Annotated in this window: 24 protein-coding genes; 17 read left to right on the forward strand and 7 right to left on the reverse strand. The window is 69.7% G+C overall.

The window, feature by feature from the left end:
- The first annotated feature begins 22 nt into the window (after positions 1-22).
- From C8E87_RS20960 to C8E87_RS21020, 13 genes are all read left to right on the forward strand, one after another.
- Complete coding sequence (locus C8E87_RS20960; RefSeq protein ID WP_239079841.1) at positions 23-529, forward strand: hypothetical protein; 507 nt, start codon at positions 23-25, stop codon at positions 527-529.
- A 209-nt stretch (positions 530-738) separates the two neighbouring features.
- Positions 739-972 (forward strand): hypothetical protein, encoded by a 234-nt coding sequence (locus C8E87_RS20965; RefSeq protein ID WP_133874669.1) that lies wholly within the window; start codon positions 739-741, stop codon positions 970-972.
- Between the two features lie 15 nt (positions 973-987).
- The gene (atpB, locus tag C8E87_RS20970; protein WP_133874670.1) at positions 988-1,782 is read left to right on the forward strand and encodes a F0F1 ATP synthase subunit A; all 795 of its coding nucleotides are present in this window, start codon (positions 988-990) and stop codon (positions 1,780-1,782) included.
- A 74-nt stretch (positions 1,783-1,856) separates the two neighbouring features.
- Positions 1,857-2,093, forward strand: coding sequence for an ATP synthase F0 subunit C (locus tag C8E87_RS20975; RefSeq protein WP_133874671.1), 237 nt, complete (start codon positions 1,857-1,859; stop codon positions 2,091-2,093).
- Between the two features lie 27 nt (positions 2,094-2,120).
- Positions 2,121-2,693 (forward strand): F0F1 ATP synthase subunit B, encoded by a 573-nt coding sequence (locus C8E87_RS20980; RefSeq protein ID WP_133874672.1) that lies wholly within the window; start codon positions 2,121-2,123, stop codon positions 2,691-2,693.
- Positions 2,693-3,514, forward strand: a complete 822-nt coding sequence (locus C8E87_RS20985; protein ID WP_133874673.1) for a F0F1 ATP synthase subunit delta — start codon at positions 2,693-2,695, stop codon at positions 3,512-3,514. Before C8E87_RS20980 ends, C8E87_RS20985 begins: the two co-directional genes overlap by 1 nt.
- A gap of 85 nt (positions 3,515-3,599) precedes the next feature.
- Complete coding sequence (atpA, locus tag C8E87_RS20990; protein ID WP_133874674.1) at positions 3,600-5,249, forward strand: F0F1 ATP synthase subunit alpha; 1,650 nt, start codon at positions 3,600-3,602, stop codon at positions 5,247-5,249.
- A 2-nt stretch (positions 5,250-5,251) separates the two neighbouring features.
- Positions 5,252-6,181, forward strand: a complete 930-nt coding sequence (locus C8E87_RS20995; protein WP_133874675.1) for a F0F1 ATP synthase subunit gamma — start codon at positions 5,252-5,254, stop codon at positions 6,179-6,181.
- Complete coding sequence (atpD, locus tag C8E87_RS21000; protein ID WP_133874676.1) at positions 6,181-7,623, forward strand: F0F1 ATP synthase subunit beta; 1,443 nt, start codon at positions 6,181-6,183, stop codon at positions 7,621-7,623. The genes C8E87_RS20995 and atpD overlap by 1 nt, the downstream gene beginning before the upstream one ends.
- 181 nt (positions 7,624-7,804) lie before the next feature.
- Complete coding sequence (locus C8E87_RS21005) at positions 7,805-8,926, forward strand: LCP family protein (protein ID WP_438866085.1); 1,122 nt, start codon at positions 7,805-7,807, stop codon at positions 8,924-8,926.
- A 107-nt stretch (positions 8,927-9,033) separates the two neighbouring features.
- Positions 9,034-9,315, forward strand: a complete 282-nt coding sequence (locus C8E87_RS21010) for a F0F1 ATP synthase subunit epsilon (RefSeq protein WP_133874677.1) — start codon at positions 9,034-9,036, stop codon at positions 9,313-9,315.
- 7 nt (positions 9,316-9,322) lie between these two features.
- A complete protein-coding gene (locus C8E87_RS21015) occupies positions 9,323-9,790 on the forward strand; it encodes a DUF2550 domain-containing protein (protein WP_133874678.1) in 468 nt (155 codons plus the stop codon).
- Between the two features lie 95 nt (positions 9,791-9,885).
- Positions 9,886-10,686, forward strand: coding sequence for a PhzF family phenazine biosynthesis protein (locus C8E87_RS21020; protein ID WP_133874679.1), 801 nt, complete (start codon positions 9,886-9,888; stop codon positions 10,684-10,686).
- Between the two features lie 176 nt (positions 10,687-10,862).
- Here C8E87_RS21020 and srmL read toward each other — a convergent pair whose 3' ends face one another.
- From srmL to C8E87_RS21035, 3 genes are all read right to left on the reverse strand, one after another.
- Entirely contained in the window at positions 10,863-11,939 is a 1,077-nt protein-coding gene (gene srmL, locus C8E87_RS21025; RefSeq protein ID WP_133874680.1) for a PheS-related mystery ligase SrmL, read from the reverse strand.
- 166 nt (positions 11,940-12,105) lie between these two features.
- Positions 12,106-12,507, reverse strand: a complete 402-nt coding sequence (locus C8E87_RS21030; RefSeq protein ID WP_133874681.1) for a VOC family protein — start codon at positions 12,505-12,507, stop codon at positions 12,106-12,108.
- Positions 12,507-13,082 (reverse strand): cob(I)yrinic acid a,c-diamide adenosyltransferase, encoded by a 576-nt coding sequence (locus C8E87_RS21035; RefSeq protein ID WP_133874682.1) that lies wholly within the window; start codon positions 13,080-13,082, stop codon positions 12,507-12,509. Before C8E87_RS21035 ends, C8E87_RS21030 begins: the two co-directional genes overlap by 1 nt.
- Positions 13,083-13,223: 141 nt before the next feature.
- Here C8E87_RS21035 and murA point away from each other — a divergent pair, with 141 nt between their 5' ends.
- The gene (gene murA / locus C8E87_RS21040; RefSeq protein ID WP_133874683.1) at positions 13,224-14,510 is read left to right on the forward strand and encodes a UDP-N-acetylglucosamine 1-carboxyvinyltransferase; all 1,287 of its coding nucleotides are present in this window, start codon (positions 13,224-13,226) and stop codon (positions 14,508-14,510) included.
- Here the strand turns inward: murA and C8E87_RS21045 are convergent.
- A complete protein-coding gene (locus C8E87_RS21045) occupies positions 14,507-14,854 on the reverse strand; it encodes a hypothetical protein (RefSeq protein ID WP_133874684.1) in 348 nt (115 codons plus the stop codon). The two genes, murA and C8E87_RS21045, sit on opposite strands and share 4 nt — an antisense overlap.
- A 135-nt stretch (positions 14,855-14,989) precedes the next feature.
- Between C8E87_RS21045 and C8E87_RS21050 the strand changes: the two genes are divergently transcribed.
- A complete protein-coding gene (locus C8E87_RS21050; RefSeq protein WP_133874685.1) occupies positions 14,990-15,838 on the forward strand; it encodes a 3-hydroxyacyl-CoA dehydrogenase family protein in 849 nt (282 codons plus the stop codon).
- Positions 15,839-15,857: 19 nt separating this feature from the next.
- On the forward strand, positions 15,858-16,172 hold the full coding sequence (locus C8E87_RS21055; RefSeq protein WP_133874686.1) for a hypothetical protein: 315 nt from the start codon (positions 15,858-15,860) through the stop codon (positions 16,170-16,172).
- Here the strand turns inward: C8E87_RS21055 and C8E87_RS21060 are convergent.
- Positions 16,169-17,458 (reverse strand): hemolysin family protein, encoded by a 1,290-nt coding sequence (locus tag C8E87_RS21060; RefSeq protein WP_133874687.1) that lies wholly within the window; start codon positions 17,456-17,458, stop codon positions 16,169-16,171. The two genes, C8E87_RS21055 and C8E87_RS21060, sit on opposite strands and share 4 nt — an antisense overlap.
- 196 nt (positions 17,459-17,654) lie before the next feature.
- On the opposite strand from C8E87_RS21060, the gene C8E87_RS21065 reads away from it, so the two are divergent.
- Positions 17,655-17,840: a hypothetical protein gene (locus C8E87_RS21065; RefSeq protein ID WP_133874688.1), complete on the forward strand. Its 186-nt coding sequence runs from the start codon at positions 17,655-17,657 to the stop codon at positions 17,838-17,840.
- A 55-nt stretch (positions 17,841-17,895) separates the two neighbouring features.
- Here the strand turns inward: C8E87_RS21065 and C8E87_RS21070 are convergent, their stop codons facing one another.
- Positions 17,896-18,651, reverse strand: coding sequence for a hypothetical protein (locus C8E87_RS21070; protein WP_133874689.1), 756 nt, complete (start codon positions 18,649-18,651; stop codon positions 17,896-17,898).
- Entirely contained in the window at positions 18,638-21,238 is a 2,601-nt protein-coding gene (locus C8E87_RS21075; RefSeq protein ID WP_133874690.1) for an FtsK/SpoIIIE domain-containing protein, read from the reverse strand. Before C8E87_RS21075 ends, C8E87_RS21070 begins: the two co-directional genes overlap by 14 nt.
- Positions 21,239-21,267 lie beyond the last annotated feature (29 nt).

The raw sequence follows: 21,267 nt of genomic DNA on the forward strand, positions 1-21,267 counted from the left end.
GGCATGCCTTGGAGGCGCGAGCTTGAGTACCGAGATCGACGAGTACGAGCTGGAGCGGCAGCGGGCGCTGGAGTTCCAGCAGCGGCGTGCGGCCGAGGACGAGGACGACGACCGGCCGCTTCCCGACCTGCCCCCGCTGCCCGCCGACCCGCGCTGGCGCGTGGCCCACCTGCCGTTCCTGACCATCGTCTCGTTCGCGCTGATCCTGTGTGCCGCCTCTGCCGGGTTCTTCGCGGGCGGCACGACAGCGGCGCTCGGCGCCTCGCTGGGCGTGGTCATCGTCACGATCAGCTACACGATGTCCACCCTGATCATCGCGTGGGCCGACACCGTACGCCCGGCCCTGCTGATGCCGTTGGCCCTGCTCACGTACGTGCTGAAGTACAGCGTGCTCGGCGTCGTGCTGGCCTACGGGGTGGAGAGCGCCTGGGCCGGCAAGGACGCGCTCGGCTGGGGCATCGTCGCGGGCGTGATCGTGTGGACCGGCGTCCAGGCGTGGTGGTTCCACCGGGTGAGTCGCCCGAAGTGATCTTCTAACCGTCGTTTCGCCTCGTCAGCGCCCCAATCGTGGTTTGTTGACCACGAAACGGTGACGTGACCGGTTGTGTGATGTCGGGCGATGGCGAAGGGGGAGTACCGTGTCGCTTCAGTTGCGAGACTCCTAACGCCTGGACAACTGCGGTTGTGCGGGGGGTCCCGCTTAGCCTCGTGTTTCCTGCTGATATCGTTCGGGCCGTCATGACCGGTCAAGAACCTCCCACCAAACCCAGCGGTGACGACGACCAGCCCCCACCCGACACGGGCATGGGAATGACGGCCGTCGCTTATCTCATCTCCGGCATGGTGGTGTGGGGAGCGATCGGTTTGCTGGTCGACCACTGGGTCGGGACCAAGGGCATATTCGCCGGTATCGGTGCTGTCGTTGGTATCGGCGGCGGTGTCTACCTCATTGTGCGCCGTCTCGGCGCCTGACAGGAAAGGGCTACGGTGATCGGTCAGTCGATCGTCCTCGCAGCGGAAGTTCCGTTCCCGCCGAGTGTCGAGGACTTCTACCTGCCCAGCATCCTGCCTTGGGGAGAGCACAACTCGTACTGGTTCACCAAGATCACGGCGCTGCTGTGGATCACGGTGGCCGCCATCATCATCTTCTTCCTGGCCACGTACCGGAAGCCGCAGCTCGTCCCGACCAAGAAGCAGTGGCTCGCCGAGAGCATCTACGGCTTCGTGCGCAACAACATCGCGGTCGACATGCTGGGCAAGCGGGGCGTCAACTTCGCTCCGTATCTGACCACGCTGTTCGTCTTCATTCTGCTGATGAACTTCTGGGCCATCGTGCCCTTCGCGCAGATCTCGCCGAACTCGCACATCGCGTTCCCGGCCATTCTCGCGGTCATCAGCTACGTGATGTTCATCTACATCGGCATGAAGCACCACGGCGGGCTGAAGTACTTCAAGCACGCGCTCATTCCGCCCGCGCCGTGGTTCATTCTGCCGCTGCTGATCCCGATCGAGTTCTTCTCGACGTTCCTCGTGCGGCCCTTCTCGCTCGCCGTTCGTCTGTTCGCCAACATGTTCGCCGGCCACATGCTGCTGCTGGTGTTCACGCTGGGTGGCTTCGCGATGCTCAACGCCAACGTCTGGTTCGCGCCGTTCTCGGTCGTGTCCTGGGTGATGACGATCGCGCTGACCTTCCTGGAGTTCCTGGTCATCTGCCTCCAGGCCTACGTCTTCACGGTGCTCACCGCCAGCTACGTCCAGGGCGCGCTCGCCGACGAGCACTGAGATTGCCTAGCAACATCCGTAACACCCGTTGTCGTCCCGCGTGACAGACACGCGAGATACCAGGAGGAATTGCAATGGTTGACGTTATTGCCGCCGTCGGTGGTAGCACCGCCGCCATCGGCTACGGCCTCGCCGCCATCGGCCCCGGCATCGGTGTGGGTCTCGTCTTCTCGGCCTACATCCAGTCGACCGCCCGTCAGCCGGAGTCGTCGCGCCTCACCCTGCCGTACGTCTGGATCGGCTTCGCCGTCATCGAGGCGCTCGCCCTGCTGGGTATCGCGTTCGGCTTCATCTGGGCCGGCGAGTTCTAAGCCCCTTCCCGCGCAGCGGAGGTCTTTATGATCACCAAACTAGCGACTGACGTCACAACGCTGGCTGCTGAGGGCGCTACCGAGCACAACCCGATCATCCCGCTCTGGCAGGAGGTCGTCCTCGGCCTGATCGCCTTCTCGATCCTCTGCTTCGTGCTGATGAAGTTCGTCTTCCCCATGATGGAGAAGACCTTCGCGGCGCGGGTGGATGCGATCGAGGGTGGCATCAAGCGCGCCGAGGCTGCTCAGGCCGAGGCCAACCAGCTCCTCGAGCAGTACAAGGCCCAGTTGGCCGAGGCTCGCACCGAGGCCGCGCGCATCCGCGACGAGGCCCGGGCCGACGCCGAGGGCATCCGCCAGGACATCCTGGCCAAGGCCCGCGAGGAGTCGGACCGCATCATCGGCGCCGGCCAGGAGCAGCTCGCCGTGCAGCGCGAGAGCATCGTGCGTGAGCTGCGCTCCGAGGTCGGATCGCTCGCGGTCGACCTGGCCAGCAAGATCGTCGGCGAGAGCCTTGCCGACGAGGCCCGCAGCCGGGGCACCGTCGAGCGGTTCATCAACGAGCTCGGCACGGCCGGCTCGGCGGGCGGGCGGCGCTGATGGCGTCGACCGTCAGCCAGCAGGCCACGGCCGAGGCGAGCGCGAAGTTCGCCGCCGGCACCACCACGGCCACGAGCGCGCAGATCGCCTCGGCCGCCGACGAGATCCTGTCGGTGGCCGGTCTGCTGCGGGCTCAGCCCCGGCTCCGCCGGGCGCTGACCGACCCGTCGAGGTCCGCCGGCGACCGGGCCGGGCTGGTCCGATCGCTGCTGGCCGGCAAGGTCGCCGAGGTCGTGCTCGACACGGTGTCGGCCCTGGTGTCCGGCCGGTTCTCGCGGCCGTCCGAGCTGCTCGACGCCGTCGAGCGGCTGGGCGCCGACGCCGTGCTGGACGCCGCCCAGAAGGACGGCAAGCTGGCCGACGTCGAGGACGAGCTGTTCCGCTTCGGACAGATCGTCTCGGGCAACCCCCAGCTCGCCGTCACGCTGAGCGATGCCGGTGCGCCGGTCGAGCGCCGCGTTAAGCTGGTGACGGACTTGCTCAAGGGCAAGGCCCAGCCGGCCACGGTGCGGCTCGCCGAGATCGCTCTCGAGGGCTTCGGGGGCCGCGGCTTCGAGGCGTCGTTGACCCGGCTGGTCGAGCTGACCGCCGCGAAGCGTGACCGTGAGGTCGCGTACGTGACGGTCGCCAAGCCGCTCACCGACGCCGACGAGCAGGCGCTGGCTGCCAAGTTGTCCGACATCTACGGTCGATCGGTCTCCCTGAAGGTCGACGTCGATCCCGCGATCATCGGCGGTGTCAGCGTCCGGGTCGGTTCCGATCTCTACGACGGCACGATCCTGCGCCGGCTCAACTCCGCCAAGCAGGCATTCGCGAAGTAGTTTCTTACCCTCGGTTCAGGAGTACTCGAACTGAGCAGGCCCCTCGGTGGCGGGAACGTCCCGAGCTAGACAGAGAAGGCAGAGGATGGCCGAGCTGACCATCTCCTCGGACGAGATCCGGGGGGCGCTAGAGCGCTACGTCTCGTCCGCTACCAATGAGGTCACCCGCGAAGAGGTCGGCATCGTCTCCGATGCGGGCGACGGCATCGCGCACGTCGAGGGCCTGCCCTCGGTGATGGCGAACGAACTGCTCGAGTTCGAGGACGGCACGCTGGGTGTCGCCCAGAACCTCGACGTCCGCGAGATCGGCGTCGTGGTCCTGGGTGACTTCGCCGGCATCGAGGAGGGCCAGCAGGTCAAGCGGACCGGCCGCGTCCTCTCGGTTCCGGTCGGCGACGCCTTCCTCGGCCGTGTGGTCGACCCGCTGGGCCGGCCGATCGACGACCGCGGCGACATCGTCAGCGAGGGCGACCGCGAGCTCGAGCTCCAGGCGCCCAACGTGATGGCCCGCCAGCCGGTGAAGCAGCCGCTGCAGACCGGCATCAAGGCGATCGACGCCATGACGCCGATCGGCCGCGGCCAGCGCCAGCTGATCATCGGCGACCGCAAGACCGGCAAGACCACGGTCGCGATCGACACGATCATCAACCAGCGCGCCAACTGGGAGTCCGGCGACCCCGAGAAGCAGGTTCGCTGCATCTACGTCGCGATCGGGCAGAAGGCGACCACCATCGCCTCGATCCGCGGGACGCTCGAGGAGCAGGGCGCGCTCGAGTACACGACGATCGTCGCCGCCCCGGCCTCCGACCCGGCCGGCTTCAAGTACATCGCCCCGTACACCGGCTCGGCCATCGGCCAGCACTGGATGTACGCCGGCAAGCACGTCCTGATCGTCTTCGACGACCTGACCAAGCAGGCCGAGGCGTACCGCGCCGTGTCGCTGCTGCTGCGCCGCCCGCCGGGCCGCGAGGCGTACCCGGGCGACGTCTTCTACCTGCACTCCCGGCTGCTCGAGCGCTGCGCCAAGCTCTCCGACGAGCTCGGCGGCGGCTCGATGACCGGTCTGCCGATCATCGAGACCAAGGCCAACGACATCTCGGCCTACATCCCGACGAACGTCATCTCGATCACCGACGGCCAGATCTTCCTGGAGACCGACCTGTTCGCCTCGGGTGTCCGCCCGGCGATCAACGTCGGCACCTCGGTGTCCCGGGTCGGCGGTTCGGCGCAGGTCAAGGCCATGCGCTCGGTCTCCGGCCGCCTGCGCCTCGACCTGGCCCAGTTCCGCGAGCTGGAGGCGTTCTCGGCCTTCGCCTCCGACCTGGACAAGGCGTCGCGGGCCCAGCTCGAGAAGGGCGTACGCCTGGTCGAGCTGCTCAAGCAGCCGCAGTACTCGCCGTACTCGGTGGTCGACGAGGTCATCACGATCTGGGCCGGCACCACCGGTCAGCTCGATGACATCGACGTCGCCGACGTGCGCCGCTTCGAGCAGGACTTCCTCGGCTGGGTCAAGCGGCACCGCAGCGACACCTACACCGCGATCGAGTCGACCGGCCTGCTGTCCGACGACGACATCGAGAACCTGAAGAGCGGCGTGACCGAGTTCAAGGAGCTCTTCAAGCGCGGCGAGACGGGTGCGGCGGTCAACGAGGACCCGGCTGAGCCGCTCGAAGAGGGCCGCCAGACGCGCGAGACGGTGACCCGCGAGGTTTCCCGTCCGGGCGAAGGCCAGTAGTCATGGCCGGTCAGGTACAGGCTCTTCGGCGGCGCATCCGCACCGTCAAGTCGACCAAGAAGATCGCGAAGGCGCAGGAGCTGGTCGCCACCAGCCGTATCGCCAAGGCTCAGGAGCGGGTTCAGGCTTCCAAGCCGTACGCGGAGGCGATCACCCAGGTCCTGACCGCCCTGGCGTCCAACGCGACGATCGACAACCCCCTGCTGGTCGGGCGCGAGCGCGTCCGGCGGGCGGGTGTCCTGCTCATCACCAGCGACCGCGGCCTGGCCGGCGCCTACAACGCGAACGCCATCCGCACCGCCGAGCAGCTGATCGAGCGGCTCAAGGCGGACGGCAAGGCTCCGGTGCTCTACGTCGTCGGCCGCAAGGGCGTCGGCTACTACCGGTTCCGTAACCGGCCGATCGAGACCAGCTGGACGGGCTTCTCCGAGCGACCGTCGTTCTCCGACGCCAAGGCGATCGGTGACGCCCTGCTGGACGCTTTCGTGGCCGGCGCGGACGACACCGACACGACCTACGGTCCCGACGGGATCCAGGGCGTCGACGAGCTGCACATCGTCAGCACGCAGTTCAAGTCGCTGATGACGCAGAGCGCCGAGGCGCACTTCCTGGCCCCGATGCAGGTCGAGGAGCGCGAGGTCGAGCCCGGGCTGCGCCCGGCCTACGAGTTCGAGCCGGACGCCGACGAGCTGCTCGACGCGCTGCTGCCGAAGTACCTCAACACGCGGATCTACGCGGCGTTGCTGGACTCGGCGGCGAGCGAGTCGGCTTCCCGGCGCCGGGCGATGAAGAGCGCGTCGGACAACGCGGACGACCTGCTCAAGCGGTACACGCGCGAGATGAACTCCGCGCGGCAGGCTGCGATCACCCAGGAAATCAGTGAGATCGTCGGCGGCGTTGAGGCGCTGTCCTCGGCAGGAAGTGATATGTGATGACTGCTGTAGCTGAGCCCACCAAGGCGGAGACCGGTGTCGGCCGCGTCGTCCGGGTCATCGGCCCGGTCGTCGACGCCGAGTTCCCCCGTGACTCCATGCCGGAGATCTTCAACGCGCTGCACGTCTCGGTGACCCTGTCCGAGGGCACCAAGACGCTGACGCTCGAGGTCGCCCAGCACCTGGGTGACAACATCGTCCGCGCCATCTCGATGCAGCCGACCGACGGCCTGGTCCGCGGCGCCGAGGTCACCGACACCGGCGCGCCGATCTCGGTGCCTGTCGGCGACGTGACCAAGGGCCACGTGTTCAACGCCCTCGGCGAGGTGCTCAACGCCGACCCGTCCACCCTGGACGTCCAGGAGCGCTGGTCGATCCACCGCAAGCCGCCGGCGTTCGCCGACCTCGAGCCCAAGACCGAGATGCTGGAGACCGGCATCAAGGTGCTCGACCTCCTCGCCCCGTACGTGCGTGGTGGCAAGATCGGCCTGTTCGGCGGCGCGGGCGTGGGCAAGACGGTGCTCATCCAGGAGATGATCATCCGGGTCGCCCGTAACTTCGGCGGCACCTCGGTGTTCGCCGGCGTCGGCGAGCGCACCCGTGAGGGCAACGACCTCATCCTGGAGATGGAGGAGGGTGGCGTTCTCGACAAGACCGCCCTCGTCTTCGGCCAGATGGACGAGCCGCCGGGCACCCGCCTGCGCGTCGCCCTGTCCGCGCTGACCATGGCCGAGTACTTCCGGGACGTCCAGAACCAGGAGGTGCTGCTCTTCATCGACAACATCTTCCGGTTCACCCAGGCCGGTTCCGAGGTCTCCACCCTGCTCGGCCGCATGCCGTCGGCCGTGGGTTACCAGCCCACGCTGGCCGACGAGATGGGCGAGCTGCAGGAGCGCATCACCTCGGTCCGGGGCAAGGCCATCACCTCGCTCCAGGCGATCTACGTGCCCGCCGACGACTACACCGACCCGGCGCCGGCCACCACGTTCGCTCACCTGGACGCGACGACCAACCTCGAGCGGTCGATCTCCGACAAGGGCATCTACCCCGCCGTGGACCCGCTGGCCTCCAGCTCGCGGATCCTGGCGCCCGAGTTCGTCGGCGCCGAGCACTACGCGGTCGCCCGTGAGGTGCAGCGCATCCTGCAGAAGTACAAGGACCTGCAGGACATCATCGCCATCCTCGGTATGGACGAGCTCTCGGAAGAGGACAAGGTCACGGTGCAGCGGGCTCGCCGCATCGAGCGCTTCCTCTCCCAGAACACGTACGCCGCCGAGCAGTTCACCGGCGTTCCCGGCTCGACGGTTCCGCTCAAGGAGACCATCGAGGCGTTCAAGAAGATCAGCGAGGGCGAGTACGACAACTTCCCCGAGCAGGCCTTCTTCATGTGCGGTGGCCTCGAGGACCTCGAGAAGAACGCGCACGAGCTGATGAAGGGCTGACTTTTCGCCGGCTCGCGCCTTGCGAGGACTCAGAGTGAACGGAGCCGCGCCGACCGTAGAGGTGGGCGCGGCTTCGTCATGTCCGACAGAAGTTGTGTCCGTTTTGTGCTGTTCTGCTGCGATCCGAGCGAACGGGGTCTGGTTACTCTTGTCGGCGTCCGATCGGAACCTGGGGGAGTAAGTGGCGAAGTCCGGGAAACGCACGCCCCTGTGGGCGCGGCTCTGCGCGATCTTCGGGTGCGTGCTCATGGTGGTCGCCGGTGGCGCCCTCGTCGCCCAGCAGGTGCTCGTCTCGCGCTACGCCGGGTCGATCGAGACGCAGAACCTGCTCGGCGCGCCCGCGGCCAAGGCCGACGCCAAGGCGGCCGACATCACCGGGCCGCTCAACATCCTGCTGGTCGGCATCGACCCGCGCAGCGACGAGCAGACCCCGCTCAGCGACTCGATCATCGTGGCGCACATCCCCAAGGACATGAGGCAGGCGTACCTGTTCTCGGTCCCGCGTGACCTGGTGGTCGACATTCCGCCGTTCGAGAAGACGGGCTTCAAGGGCGGCCGCTCCAAGATCAATGCCGCGATGGGGTACGGCAGCGCGGTCGGCAACGGCAAGCACGACGTGGTCCAGGGTTTCGAGCTCCTGGCCAAGACGGTCGGCCAGCTCACCGGCATCCGCGAGTTCGACGCCGGCGCCATCATCAACTTCAACGGCTTCAAGGCGATCGTCGAGGCCATGGGCGGCGTGACCATGACGATCGACCAGAACGTGAAGTCCGAGCACCTGCAGCCCAACGGCAAGCCGCGCCCGCGCCTGGCCCGGTGCGCCGACAACTCCTGTGCCCACCCCTATTACGGCCCTCAGGCCGAGTACAAGAAGGGCACGTACCACCTGCAGGCCTGGCAGGCGCTCGACTACGTGCGGCAGCGCTACGGCCTGCCCCGCGGTGACTACGACCGCCAGCGGCACCAGCAGCAGTTCATCAAGGCGATGGCCAAGCAGGCGCTCGGCAAGGACGTGGTGACCAACCCGGCCAAGCTCGACCGGGTGCTCAAGGCGGCCGGCAAGGCCCTGATCTTCGACGGCGGCGGCTACAGCGTCGTCGACTGGGCGTTCTCCATGAAGAACATCCGCTCCGACGACATGACGCTGATCAAGCTGCCCGGCAGCTCGATCATCGACAACGGCCGCTACCGCGGCGAGGAGCTCGACTCCTCGGCGAAGGACTTCTTCGCCTCGATCCGGCAGGACACGGTTCAGGACTTCGTCTTCCGTCACCCGGAGTACATCAACAACAACGCCGGTTGACGGTGTGGCGGTTGCCACCCCCTACCACGGCGACCAGCAGCGCCGACTAGACTTCACCCATTCGGCGGTGCCGCCGGAGGTCAAAGCAGGCTCAACAGGAGGACAGCGTGGCCAACCAGCTGCCCGTCAAGGTCGTTGCCGTAGAGGAACGCATCTGGTCCGGCGAGGCCGAAATGCTCGTCGCGCGCACCACCGAGGGTGAGATCGGTGTGCTGCCGGGCCACGCTCCGCTGCTCGGCCTGCTCAAGGAGCCGTCGCAGGTGCGGGTCAAGCTCGCCGGCGGCGAGCAGCTGACCTACGACGTGACAGGCGGCTTCCTCTCGATCGACGCCGACGGTGTGACCGTCCTGGCCGAGAGCGCCACGCCCGCCACTCCCGAGTCCCGCTGACTCCGCGATGCAGGTTCTGGAAGTCTTCGGAATCTGCGTCGGTGCGCTGCTCTTCGTCCTCTTCGCGGTCTTCCTCCGCCGCCGGCTGCTCATGCTCGGCGGCGGGACGATCCGCCTGCAGATCCGCGTCACCACGATCGTTCCCGGCCGCGGCTGGTCCACCGCGATCGGCCAGTTCGCGGGCAACACGCTGCGGATCCACCGCATGTTCAGCTTCGCCTTCCGCCCCAAGCGCATCCTTGACCGCGGCGCCACGGTGGTCGAGGAGCGCCGGCCCCCCGAGGGCCCCGAGCGCCTCACGATGCCCGGTCACTGGGTGATCCTGCGCCTCGCCACCACGATCGACGAGATCGAGATCGCCATGGCCGAGTCCACGGTCACCGGCTTCCTCTCCTGGCTCGAGGCCGCCCCACCCGGGCCGCCCGGCAGCGTCGCGCCCCGCCCCTCCCTCGGCCCGCGCACGATCGAGCCGTAACAGCCGGTGAACGTCGCGCCCCGCCCGCGCACGATCGAGCCGTAACGGCCGTATTGGCCCTCGCCCCACCCGCGCGCAGGTCTTAGCTTTCGGGCATGCGCATTCGAATCGTCGACGCCTTCACCGACCGCCCGTTCGCCGGCAACCCGGCCGGCGTGGTTGTGTTCGACCGCCCCGAGTTCCCCTCCGACGAGTGGATGGCCCAGGTGGCGGCCGAAGTCAACCTGTCCGAGACAGCGTTCGTGCACCCGTCCGACGGCGAGGCCGACTACGAGCTGCGCTGGTTCACCCCCGCCGTCGAGGTCGCCCTCTGCGGCCACGCCACCCTGGCCACCGCCCACGTCCTCGGTGTCCACGGCACGGTCAGCTTCGCCACCCGCAGCGGCGTGCTGACCGCCACCACAGGCCAGGACGGTTGGATCACGCTGGACTTCCCGACCGCGCCCCTGACCCCGCTGACGCCCGACCCGAAACTGCTCGACGTGCTGGGGGCGACGCCCGTCTCCGTGCACCACACCGGCCCCAACACCGATGACGTGCTGCTGGAGTTGCTCGACGAGACCGCCGTACGGGATCTGACCCCCGACCTGACCACGCTGGCCGGCTACGACCAGCGGGGCGTGATCGTCACTGCCCGGGCCGACGACCCCGGCAGCGGCTACGACTTCGTTTCCCGCTTCTTCGGCGCCGCGGCCGGCGTGGGCGAGGACCCGGTGACCGGCAGCGCCCACACCGCCCTGGCGCCGTTCTGGTCGGGGCGGTTGGGCGGTCGCGCGGAGCTGGTCGGCTGTCAGGCGTCCCGGCGGGGCGGGTTGGTCAGGGTTTCCTTGCGGGGCGACCGCACGCTGCTGACCGGCCAGGCCGTAACCGTCATCGACGGCGAGCTGCTGGTGTGACTCCGTCCCCCTTCGCCCGGCATATGCCGCATGCTGGTGTCCCTGCCCCGGGGGGTGACGGGTAGGTCCCGGCGAGTGCAGGGACATATCCGCTGCTGTTCGGCGTGTGCCTGTGGAGAGGTAAGACGGCCGAGACGGCCTGCGCGCCGAACCGCCGAGATCAGAGGGCTGCCGGCTTACGGGGTGGAGGGCCGGCGCATCAGACCCACGTAGAGGCGGTCGCGGAGGGTGTTGGCGGTCTGCTTGGGCAAGGCGCGGTGCAGGTCGCGCAGCACGACGCGGAGGAGCACGTTGACCTCGCCGTCGCGGATGTCGAGGCGGTGGCGGGCGGCGGGCGGCAACGCGGCGGGTGGGGTGATCGACTCGATGGCTACCTCTTCGACCAGGTGAGCGTCGGGGCCGAGCAGGTGCCGCACTCGGTCGCCCAGGTCTTCGGCTGTCACGTCGGCGGGCAGGGCGACCGAGAGGTCCCGGCGGGCCGCGGGCTGGGCCGAAACCGGGCGGTACGGCGTCAGGTCGAGCATCTGGTCGCTCACCCGCGGGTCCGTGGAGCGCAGCAGGCGGATGTCGTCGACGTTCTTGCGCAGCATCAGCAGACGGTCGAGACCCAACCCGAGAGCCAGCCCGTGCCGGTCAAGGCCCACGACATGCGGGGCCGCTACGCCGCACTCGCCGATCTCCACCCAGGTGTCGCCGGACCGGGCCTGGATCTCCAGGCCGTCGGTCGTGTAGGGATGTGTTGCCGGGGTGGTCCGCCATTCGGCGCCGGGCAGAGCCGCCTCCACGACAGCCTTGACCAGCGTCACGAGGGCGGCCGGGGCGGGTGGCGGGGACGCTGGGGGACTGATCCACCACAGGTCGAGTTGGTGGGGCGTGCCGGTGTGCAGGCGGTCGATGGAGTCGCGGCGGTAGACCATGCCCGGACACACGAGCAGCGCCTCGGTTGGGGGCACTTTCCGCAACGCGCCCGGGATGAGGGCTGATGTCTGAGAACGCAGCATGCGCCGCTCGTCGACATATCGGGTGTAGCGGCTGTCCCGGGCCGCCGCCGTGGGGCTGTAGCCGAGGTGGTCGTAGTTGTCGGCCACGTCGACAATCCGGGCGCCGCGGTGCGCGACCACGACGGCGTGCGGATAGCGGGCTTGTGCCGCTTCGAGGACGGCGCCGACGACCGCCTGGATCGCGTGCGGGCCCGCGGCGGGGTCGGTGAGGTCGCGTACGGCCAGGTCGGCGGCGAGCGTGGAAGGGAGCATCGGCTTCTCCTTGTCGAGGACACGAGGAGGCCGAAAACGGGAACGGCCGCCCCGTGGGACGGCCATGTGGGACAAACGCGCAGGTCAGCCGGCCGCCAGTGGGGGCCGGGCGAAGACAGCGACGCGTGACGTCATGTCCCGATGGTGACACCTGCCGGCGCGGCGGTCACGCGCTTTTCCGGGTGGGCGGGGCGGACTGCAGTTCGACCTCGAAGCCCCAGGCGTCCTCGAGGTAGGCCGCGTACGAGGTGGGGCCGCCCGCCCGTGGATGGCGGTCGGGGAACAGCAGGGTCCAGCCGTGCGACGACGAAGCGGCGGTGAGGCGGTCGACCTCGGCCGGGCCGTCCACGGTGAAGGCAAGGTGGTTGAGGCCGGGGGCGAGCCGGTCGTGCACGCTGCCGGAGAGCGCGGGGGACTGTTCGAGCACCAGGTAGACGTCGTCATGAAGCCAGGAACGGCCGCCGGGCCAGTCCTGGTACGGCTGCCAGCCCAGGGAACCCAGCAGCCAGCCCCACGGCTCCAGCGCGCCGGCCAGGTCGGGCACCCAGAGCTCCACGTGGTGCAGCATCAGGCCGCGCCGCCCCCGGGGACCCACTTCACGTCGCCGCCCGGGTTGGCGATGCGGGACAGGATGAAGAGCAGGTCGGAGAGGCGGTTCAGGTACTTCGCGGGCAGGTCGCCCGTACGGGAGGGGTCGGTCTGCAGCAGGGCCCACGTCGAGCGTTCGGCCCGGCGCGCGACCGTGCGGGCCACGTGCAGCAGGGCCGCCCCGGCGGTGCCACCGGGCAGGATGAAGCTGTCGAGGGCGGGCAGGCGCTCGTTGAACTCGTCGCACCACCCCTCGAGCCGGGTCACGTACTCCTCGGTGATCCGCAGCGGCGGGTACGGCGGGTTCTCCGTCTCGGGGTTGCACAGGTCGGCCCCGACGTCGAAAAGATCGTTCTGGATGGCGGTGAGCACCTTGCGGACGTCGGCCGGCAGGTCGCCGAGCGCCAGCGCCACCCCGATCGCGGCGTTGCACTCGTCGGCGTCCGCGTACGCCACGATGCGCGGATCGGTCTTGCCGGCGACCTCGTTGTTGCCGAGGCGGGTCTGCCCGGCGTCGCCGGCACGGGTGTAGATGCGAGTCAGGTGAACAGCCATGCGCTGAGCCTAATGGGCCTGTCCTGCCGGCCCTCGCCGTCCGGGCCGACGCACGTTGCGGCTGGGTGCGCTCGGTGCGGGCGGTCACGCCGACCTCTACTGAGCACCCTACGGAGGCGCGGCTGGGCGCTCCCCCATACCATGGCCCGCGTGGATGTGATCAGGGTGAAGGGCGGCACGCCGCTGACCGGTGAGGTCACTGTGGGTGGCGCGAAGAACTCGGCGCTCAAGCTGATGGCGGTGGCGTTGCTCGCGCCGGGCCGCAGCGTCGTCGAGAACGTTCCGCGGATCACCGACATCGCCATCATGGCCGAGGTGCTGCGCCGGTTGGGCTGCCAGGTGTCGCTCGAGGGCGGCCAGGCGACCATCGACGTGCCGGACAACCCGGGCAGTGAGGCCGACTACGACCTGGTCCGCCGTCTGCGCGCGTCGATCTGCGTGCTTGGCCCGCTCCTCGCCCGTACGGGATATGTCCGTGTCGCCCTCCCCGGCGGCGACATGATCGGTTCCCGCGGCCTCGACATGCACGTCTCCGGCCTGGCCCGGATGGGGGCGCAGATCTCCGGCGAGCACGGCTTCGTCATCGCCTCGGCGCCGGGCGGTCTGCGCGGCGGCAAGATCTGGCTGGACTTCCCCAGCGTCGGCGCCACCGAGAACCTGCTGATGGCGGCGGTGCTTGCCAAGGGCGTGACCGAGATCGACAACGCGGCCCGCGAGCCCGAGATCGTCGACATCTGCGAGATGCTGATCGCGATGGGCGCCCGGATCGACGGGGCCGGCACGTCGACGCTCACCATCGAGGGGGTGGACGAGCTCAAGCCCGTACGCCACCGCACCGTTGGCGACCGCATCGTCGGCGGCACCTGGGCTTTCGCCTCGGCCATGACCCGCGGCGACGTGACGGTCCAGGGTGTGCGGCCCGAGTTCCTCGACGTCGCGCTCGACAAACTGGTCACGGCGGGCGCCACGGTCGAGCCGGGCGACAACCAGTTCCGCGTACGGATGACCGACCGCCCTCAAGCCGTCGACATCGTGACCCTGCCGTACCCGGGTTTCGCGACCGACCTGCTGCCGATGGCGATCGGCCTGGCCGCGGTGGCCGGTGGCTCCTCGCTGATCACCGAGAACATCTTCGACGGCCGGTTCATGTTCGTGAACGAGATGGTGCGGCTCGGCGCCGACATCCGTACGGACGGGCATCACGCGGTGGTCAACGGGCGGGAACGGCTGTCCGGGGCGCCGGTGCGGGCCACCGACATCCGGGCCGGGGCGGGTCTGGTCATCGCCGGGCTGTGCGCCGAGGGCGTGACCGAGGTGGGTGAGGTGCACCACATCGACCGCGGCTACCCCGACTTCGTGGCCGACCTGGCCAAGCTGGGTGTCGAGGTGGAAAGGGCCGATGTGCCGGAGCCGACGTTCGATTTCTAGAGCGCGGGGGAGTCCCCGACGAGCCGCCGCGCCGCCTCGACCTGCTCGGGGAAGACCAGCACCACCGTACGGCCGTCCCGGTCGTACGTGTGGGTCGCTCTGATGCCCGCCTCGCCGAGGAGCCGACGGATCTCATCGGCCACGTCGGCGTCGGTGGTGACCGCGGCCGGGCAGAGCAGGCCGTAGTCGTCGGAGTCGGAGAAGATGGCGAGCCCGGTGCCGGGGTCGGGTTCCGTCGCGAGCGTCCACTGCAGTCCCATGCGCCAGAAGATCGCGCCGAGCAGGCCGACCAGACCGACGGCGATCAGCGGTCCGGCGAGGTACCAGCCGTTGCCTGAGGGCATGGGCATAGTCTCGCACCGGTACGTGCGCTTTTCCCCGAAATTGCCCCGATCGAGCGGCACCCCCTGGGCTGAGTTTCCGTTCAGGAATCCCGTTAGGGTGTGCCTGTTGTTCTCGACGTCGAGGGGGAAACACACATGGCGGGTCGACTCGCGGTCATCGGCTCCGGGCTGATGGGTTCCGGCATCGCGCAGGTCTCGGCGCAGGCCGGCTGGCAGGTCACGATGCGGGACGTGGACGACGCGGCGACCGGCCGCGGCATGGCGGCGATCCGTGACTCGCTGAGCCGGTTCGCGGCCAAGGGCAAGATCACCGAGGAGGAGGCGGAGGCGACGCTCGGGCGGATCACGCCGACCACCGACCTCGACGCCGCCGCCGACGCCGACGTGGTGGTCGAGGCCATCTACGAGAAGGTCGAGGCCAAGCACGAGGTCTTCCGCACCCTCGACAAGATCTGCAAGGCCGACGCCGTGCTCGGCACCAACACGTCGGCCATCCCGATCACCCAGATCGCGACCGTCACCGAGCGGCCCGAGTCGGTGGTCGGCATCCACTTCTTCTCCCCGGTGCCGATGATGAAGCTGGTGGAGCTGGTCCGGGGCTATCAGACCTCCGACGAGACGCTGGCCGCCGCCCGGACGTACGCGGAGGAGGTCGGCAAGACCTGCGTCGAGGTCAAACGGGACGTGGCCGGTTTCGTCTCCAACCGCCTGTTCAGCGCGATCCTGGTCGAGGCGATCCAGCTGGTCGAGTCGGGCGTGGTCAGCGCGGCCGACCTGGACACCGTGATGAAGCTGGGCTTCGGGCACTCGATGGGCCCGCTGGCCACGGTCGACCTGACCGGCCTCGACGTCATGCTGAACGCGGCGACCAACATCTACCGCGACACCGCGGACGAGAAGTTCTTCCCACCGGAGCTGCTGCAGCGCATGGTTCAGGCCGGTGACCTGGGCCGAAAGACGGGTAAGGGCTTCTACACGTACTGATCGTTCATATTATGCCGATATGACACGTGGCGGACCGGCCCCCGAAGAGATGCAATGGGCGCTCGCCGAGGCCAGCAAGGAGGCCTTGGCGGTCGCCCCGGGCTGGTTCCGCACGTGGCCCACGACCGAGGACAAGTGGTCGTCGGTGAACGTCCGGGCAGCCACCCAGGTCATCGTCAACCACAGCCGTGAGGACGACCGGCATCCGAACAGCTGGACCGTACGCGCCGTCTTCGGCACCCACACGGTCGAGCTGCGCCTGGGCCCGTACGACTCCAAGGAGCAGGCGATCCTGGTCGCGCACGCCGTGCTCTCGGTGGCTTACAAGGATTAGGTGTTCTGTTCCTCGCGCTCCCGTGGGGCGACCCGCAACCGCACCTTGGTGATCGCGCGGCCGGTGACCTCGACGACCTCTGCCGTGTGCCCGTCGACCTGCACGGTCTCGCCCGGCTCGGTGGGGATGTGCCCGAGGTGGGCCAGCACCAGGCCGGCCACCGTGGTGTAGTCGCCCTCGTCGAGGTTGTCGACGTCGACGCCGATGTCGGGCAGGTCGTGGATCGGGAACGTGCCGGGCAGCAGCATCGAACCGTCCGGCTCGCGCACGATCGACTGCACGTCCCGGTCGGTCTCGTCGTAGATCTCGCCGACGATCTCCTCGACCAGGTCCTCCATGGTGACGATGCCGTCGATGGCGCCGCGCTCGTCAACGATCAGCGCGATCTGCTGGCGCTGGGCGCGCATCTGCTTCATCGCGTCCGACACCTTCAGCGTCTCGGGCAGGAACAGCGGCGCGTACATGTGATCCCGTACGGGTCCCTCGGCGTTGACCAGGTCGCGCAGGTGCACCACGCCGAGCACGTCGTCGAGGCCCATCGGCCCGGTGACCGGGGCCCGGGAGTGGCCGCCCGCGATCAACTGGGCCAGCGCCTCGTGCGAAGGCGTGTCCGCGCCCACCACCAGCACGTCCCGCCGCGGCACCAGGATCTCGCGCAGGATCCGGTCGGCGATCTCGAACGCGCCGCTGATGATCGTGCGCTGCTCGGGGGTGAACTCCTGCTGCTGGGTGACCAGGTCGCGGATCTCCTCGGTGGTCACCTCCTCACGGGCCGCGTTCGGGTCGGCGCCGGTCAGCCGGACCACCATGTCGGTCGACTTGCCGAGCAGCCAGACCACCGGACGCGAGAGCGTGGCCAGCATGTCGAGCGGGCGGGCCACCAGCAACGCCCAGCCCTCGGCCCGCTGCATGGCGATCCGCTTGGGGGCGAGCTCGCCGACCACGAGCGTGAAGAACGTCAGCACGATGGTGACGAGCACGATCGACGCCGGATTGGCGGCCGAGCCCAGGAAGCTCAGCGGGCCCGTCAGCGGCTTGGCCAGCGACACCGCGGCCGAGGCCGAGGCCAGGAAGCCGGCCAGCGTGATGCCGATCTGGATGGTGGCCAGGAACCGGTTGGGGTCGCGGGCCAGCTTGGCGAGCGTACGACCGGTGCGGCTCTGCCGTTCCAGACGCTGCAACTGACTGTCCCGCAGCGAGATCAGCGCCATCTCGCTGCCGGAGAACGCCGCGTTGAGCAGCACCAGCACGACGACGAGCACGATCTGCCAGCCATATCCGCCCATGGCGGCGACCAACCCCTTCGATTGTGGTCCCGCCGTTGTACCCGCGGGCACTGAAGATCAAGCCTGTCAGCAGGGGGCGATGCCTCGCTCCGGAGAGTGACATTTTCGCGGAAGCGGGCGGAGCCGGTCTACCGTTGGTGACCAGTACCCCTCCCCGGTTTGTCAGGCGCTACTGCCTGGACCGGAGGTGGCGGTGATGTTTCCTCTTCTCGAGACCCTCGTCCCGGCAGCAAGCTGGGCCGCCGTTGTGTTCCTCGGCAGCTTCGTCGTCTTCGTGGGGGCGGCGGTGACGGTCACGCTGCTGCATCGCGATCGCGAGGTGCGCCGGCACGCGGCCCGGGTGCTGCGCCAATTGCTGTGCTTCCTGAAGCGCTCCCGATGACTGCCGGCGGCCCGGGTGCCGGGCTTGGTGAAGCGCTCCCGATGACGGCCGCGGGTCAGTGGGTGGAGGCGAACGCCAGCGACATCAGGGTGGCCGCGACCATCCCGCCCAGCAGGGTCAGGCCGATCCCGCCGATGTCCAGCCGCGCCTGCAGCCGCCGATGCGCGAAGAGCGCGGCCACCGGCACCCCGGCCGAGGGCGCCACCAGGAACGCCAGCCAGCCCAGCCCGCGGACCACCGCCCCGCCCCAGATCCCCGTACTGCCGAAGGTCACCAGCCCCGACCCGACCAGCCCGGCCATGGCGGCGATCAGCGCGCCCAGCAACGGCAGCAACGGCAACGACCAGCGCGGCAGCGACCGGCGCCCGGCGGGCCGGACGGTGTGGTCGATCCGCTCGGCCGCCCGGGCCAGCAGCGCCCGGGGTGACTGCCGCGGCGGCGGCGGCCCGCCCGAACCGGTGTCGGCGTTGCGGGTCAGCGCGACCCGGGGCAGCGACTCGATCGGCAGCGGCTCGGGCATCTCGCCGATCGCGCGCACCCGCAGCCCGCGCGCGCGGCGCAGCTCGTCCCAGAGCCGGGCCGCCTCACGGTCGACGTCCAGCACCTGGGCCGCCGCGGCGCCGGCCCACCGATCGGCCGACAACGCGTCACCCTCGGCCCGGGCCAGTTCGCCAGCGGCCTGCGCCGCGCTCTCCTGGTAGGCCTGTTCGGCGTGGCTCAGCTCGTGATCTCGGCGCCGGGTCGCCTCGGCCAGCGCGCTGACCATCAGCTGGTAGTCCCGGCCGATCGGCTGCCGGTCACGTGTGGTCACTGTTCACCTCGTACGGGATGATGACTTCGGGCGTTCGGTGCACCGAGCGGTCGAAGAACAGGGCCCGGCGGGTGCGCGGATACCAGGCGGGGCCGCCGGGTTGCGGATACAGCGGGGCCAGGTCGGCGCCCTGCACGTCGAGCGCCACCCAGGCGCCGATCGGGTCGAGCCGGGCGCCCAGCCCGCCCAGTGAGTCTCGCAGCCGGGCCACCGAACGCCACCAGCCCAGCACGTGGGTGCGCTGCTCGGGACCCTCGGTGACGAGTTTGCGCAGCAGGGTCTGGTCGGCGCCGGCGTCGAGGGCGTAGCCGATCACGTAGTGCGGCACATCGAGCAGCGTCGTGCCGGGCAGCGTGTCGCACCAGTCGGCCGACGGCAGCTCGGCGATCAGGCGGGCGGCCGGGCGGGCCGCGTCGGGGTCCAGGCAGACGATGCTGAAGTGGGCCGGGCCCTGCGCGGCCAGCGACAACGCGGCCGAGGCGAGGATGTCACAGGCTTCGTCCGTACGGGTTCCGAGCACCGCCAGATTGCGTCCCGGCATGCGTCCGAGGCGTAACCGGGCCGGTCGAGCCGCCACGTCGATGCGTTCGCCCAGCACCGCGCCGGGGGAGGAGCCGACCGGGTAGGCGGCGCTGGGCACCGGACCGGCCGGGCGGCAGCTCTCGGGCAGCAGCGGCACCGCGTCGCCGTCGAAGAGGCGGGGCTCCTCACAACCGTCGGGCCGGTCGCGCCACAGCCGTCGTTGCAGGCTGCGCCAGACCAGGCGGTCGCCGGCGTCGGGCAGCCGCACGATCTGGTTGGCCCCGGACGCGCCGGACTGGGTGTTGACGACCGCGTGGAAGCGGGGAATCACCGCGGCGGCCAGGTTGTCGTCGGCCAGGATACGGCGGGCCTTGGGCAGGGCGATCCGCAACGTGAACTGTCCGATCAGGCCGGAACGGCCCCACAGCGCCTCGATGCCGCTCACGTCCTGACTGGCCAGGATCAGGTGGATGCCCTGGGAGCGGCCGCGGCGGGCCAGGTCCTCGAGCAGGGTGACGGCCTCGTCGGCCACGGCGTCCCGGCCGGCCAGCAGCACCTGGAACTCGTCGATCACGGCGACGATCCGGGGCCAGTGCCCGTCCGGGTCCTCGGCGCGCAGCTCGGCCAGCTTGGAGGCGTCGACGCGTTTGGCCGCCTGAGCCCGCGTACGCAGTTCCTCGCTCAGATGCCGCAGCATGGCGAGCCCGAACTCGCGGTCCCCGTTCACGTTGATGCCGGCCAGGCGCACCTGGGGCAGCCAGCCGGGGTCGCGAGGACCGGGCACGAACCGTGCGAACGACACGCCCTCCTTGAAGTCGAGCAGGTAGAGCGCGAGCTCCTCGGGGCCGTAGCGGGTGGCGAGCGCGGCCAGCCAGGCGTAGATCAGGTTGGTCTTGCCCGAGCCGGACGGCCCTCCGATCAGCGCGTGCGGCGGGTCGTCGCCCAGCGGCACCTCGATCAGGGAACCGTCGGTGCTGTCGCCCACCGGCGCCACCAGCCCGTGCGCCGACGTCTCGGCCCAGAACTCGCGCGGCTCCAGATCGGACAGCCGGGCCGGGGGCGGTCCGGCCCGCAGGCGCTCGGCGGTGGCCCGGCAGAACGCGGCGACCCGGTCGGCGGGCGGTGCGGCGTCCAACCGGATCTCCAGGTCACCGGTGATGTCGCAGGTCGCGGTCTGGTCCCGTACGCGCAGGCGGCGAACTGTCGGGTGCTCGGCGAGCTCGAGACCGCGTACGAGCAAATGCACTCCGCACGAGACCCCGGTGCGAACGATGCGGTCGAGCTGGGCGCGTTGGGCGTTGGTCAGCTCCTCGGCGGTGGCCGAGTCGGCCAGCAGCACCACCACCCGCCAGGGCTCGGCCCGCGGCCCCGGCGTGGCGGCGGTGAGGTCGGCCAGCGACTGGTACTCCCCGGCGAGCACGGTCTCGTTGACCCGGCAGATGTGCTCGACCAGCTCGTCGAGGGCCGGCCCGAGCCCGCCCGGCCCGACGAACGAGATGCCGAGCGGGGCGAACGACGCCAACGTGCCGCCGAGGTATTCGGGGTCGTAGACGGTGAGTTCGATGTCGCCCGGCCGGGTGGTGCCGAGCGCGCGCAGCAGCAGGCCGGTGATCACCCCGTCGGCCGTGGCGGCGGGTCCGTCGAGGTTGATGTGGGCGGCGTCCAGGAACGGGACGAGCGCGGGCAGGGCGGCGGTGTCGTCGAGGGTCAGCGTGCCGATCCGCAGCAGTCCTGGACGCGTGCCGGGTTCGGGCTCGGTCGGCGACCACATGCGCCAGGGGAGTCCGGCCGCCCCCGTGGCGTTGCGGGCGGCGAGCTGACGCACGTTGCCGGCCAAGCGCGACGACTCGAACTGGAAGCGGCGCTGGATGTCGCGGCGGGCCGAGTCCCGTGCCTCGGCCAGCTGGTTCAGGCAGGTCGAGTACGCGTCGCGGACCAGGCCCCGGCGGGTCTGCGCCTCACTTCGGGCCGACTCCGCCTCGGCCAGGACAGCACGGGCCGCTCCACGCGCCTCGGCCAGTTCCTGCCGGACGGCGGCGACCAGCGCGTTGCGATGGCTACCCACACGACCCCCCGAAATTCACGTTGGGGGAT

The organism is Paractinoplanes brasiliensis (assembly GCF_004362215.1).
Lineage (GTDB): Bacteria > Actinomycetota > Actinomycetes > Mycobacteriales > Micromonosporaceae > Actinoplanes > Actinoplanes brasiliensis.

Coding starts and splice junctions, on each gene's coding strand:
- murA (WP_133874683.1), top strand. CDS start 13,224: ATGGCCCGCGTGGATGTGATCAGGGTGAAGGGCGGCACGCCGCTGACC.
- srmL (WP_133874680.1), bottom strand. CDS start 11,939: ATGCTCCCTTCCACGCTCGCCGCCGACCTGGCCGTACGCGACCTCACC.
- C8E87_RS20995 (WP_133874675.1), top strand. CDS start 5,252: ATGGCCGGTCAGGTACAGGCTCTTCGGCGGCGCATCCGCACCGTCAAG.
- C8E87_RS20985 (WP_133874673.1), top strand. CDS start 2,693: ATGGCGTCGACCGTCAGCCAGCAGGCCACGGCCGAGGCGAGCGCGAAG.
- C8E87_RS21020 (WP_133874679.1), top strand. CDS start 9,886: ATGCGCATTCGAATCGTCGACGCCTTCACCGACCGCCCGTTCGCCGGC.
- atpD (WP_133874676.1), top strand. CDS start 6,181: ATGACTGCTGTAGCTGAGCCCACCAAGGCGGAGACCGGTGTCGGCCGC.
- C8E87_RS21065 (WP_133874688.1), top strand. CDS start 17,655: ATGTTTCCTCTTCTCGAGACCCTCGTCCCGGCAGCAAGCTGGGCCGCC.
- atpA (WP_133874674.1), top strand. CDS start 3,600: ATGGCCGAGCTGACCATCTCCTCGGACGAGATCCGGGGGGCGCTAGAG.
- C8E87_RS20965 (WP_133874669.1), top strand. CDS start 739: ATGACCGGTCAAGAACCTCCCACCAAACCCAGCGGTGACGACGACCAG.
- C8E87_RS21030 (WP_133874681.1), bottom strand. CDS start 12,507: ATGCTGCACCACGTGGAGCTCTGGGTGCCCGACCTGGCCGGCGCGCTG.
- C8E87_RS20975 (WP_133874671.1), top strand. CDS start 1,857: ATGGTTGACGTTATTGCCGCCGTCGGTGGTAGCACCGCCGCCATCGGC.
- C8E87_RS21045 (WP_133874684.1), bottom strand. CDS start 14,854: ATGCCCTCAGGCAACGGCTGGTACCTCGCCGGACCGCTGATCGCCGTC.
- C8E87_RS21055 (WP_133874686.1), top strand. CDS start 15,858: ATGACACGTGGCGGACCGGCCCCCGAAGAGATGCAATGGGCGCTCGCC.
- C8E87_RS21035 (WP_133874682.1), bottom strand. CDS start 13,082: ATGGCTGTTCACCTGACTCGCATCTACACCCGTGCCGGCGACGCCGGG.
- C8E87_RS21015 (WP_133874678.1), top strand. CDS start 9,323: ATGCAGGTTCTGGAAGTCTTCGGAATCTGCGTCGGTGCGCTGCTCTTC.
- C8E87_RS21050 (WP_133874685.1), top strand. CDS start 14,990: ATGGCGGGTCGACTCGCGGTCATCGGCTCCGGGCTGATGGGTTCCGGC.
- C8E87_RS21060 (WP_133874687.1), bottom strand. CDS start 17,458: ATGGGCGGATATGGCTGGCAGATCGTGCTCGTCGTCGTGCTGGTGCTG.
- C8E87_RS20980 (WP_133874672.1), top strand. CDS start 2,121: ATGATCACCAAACTAGCGACTGACGTCACAACGCTGGCTGCTGAGGGC.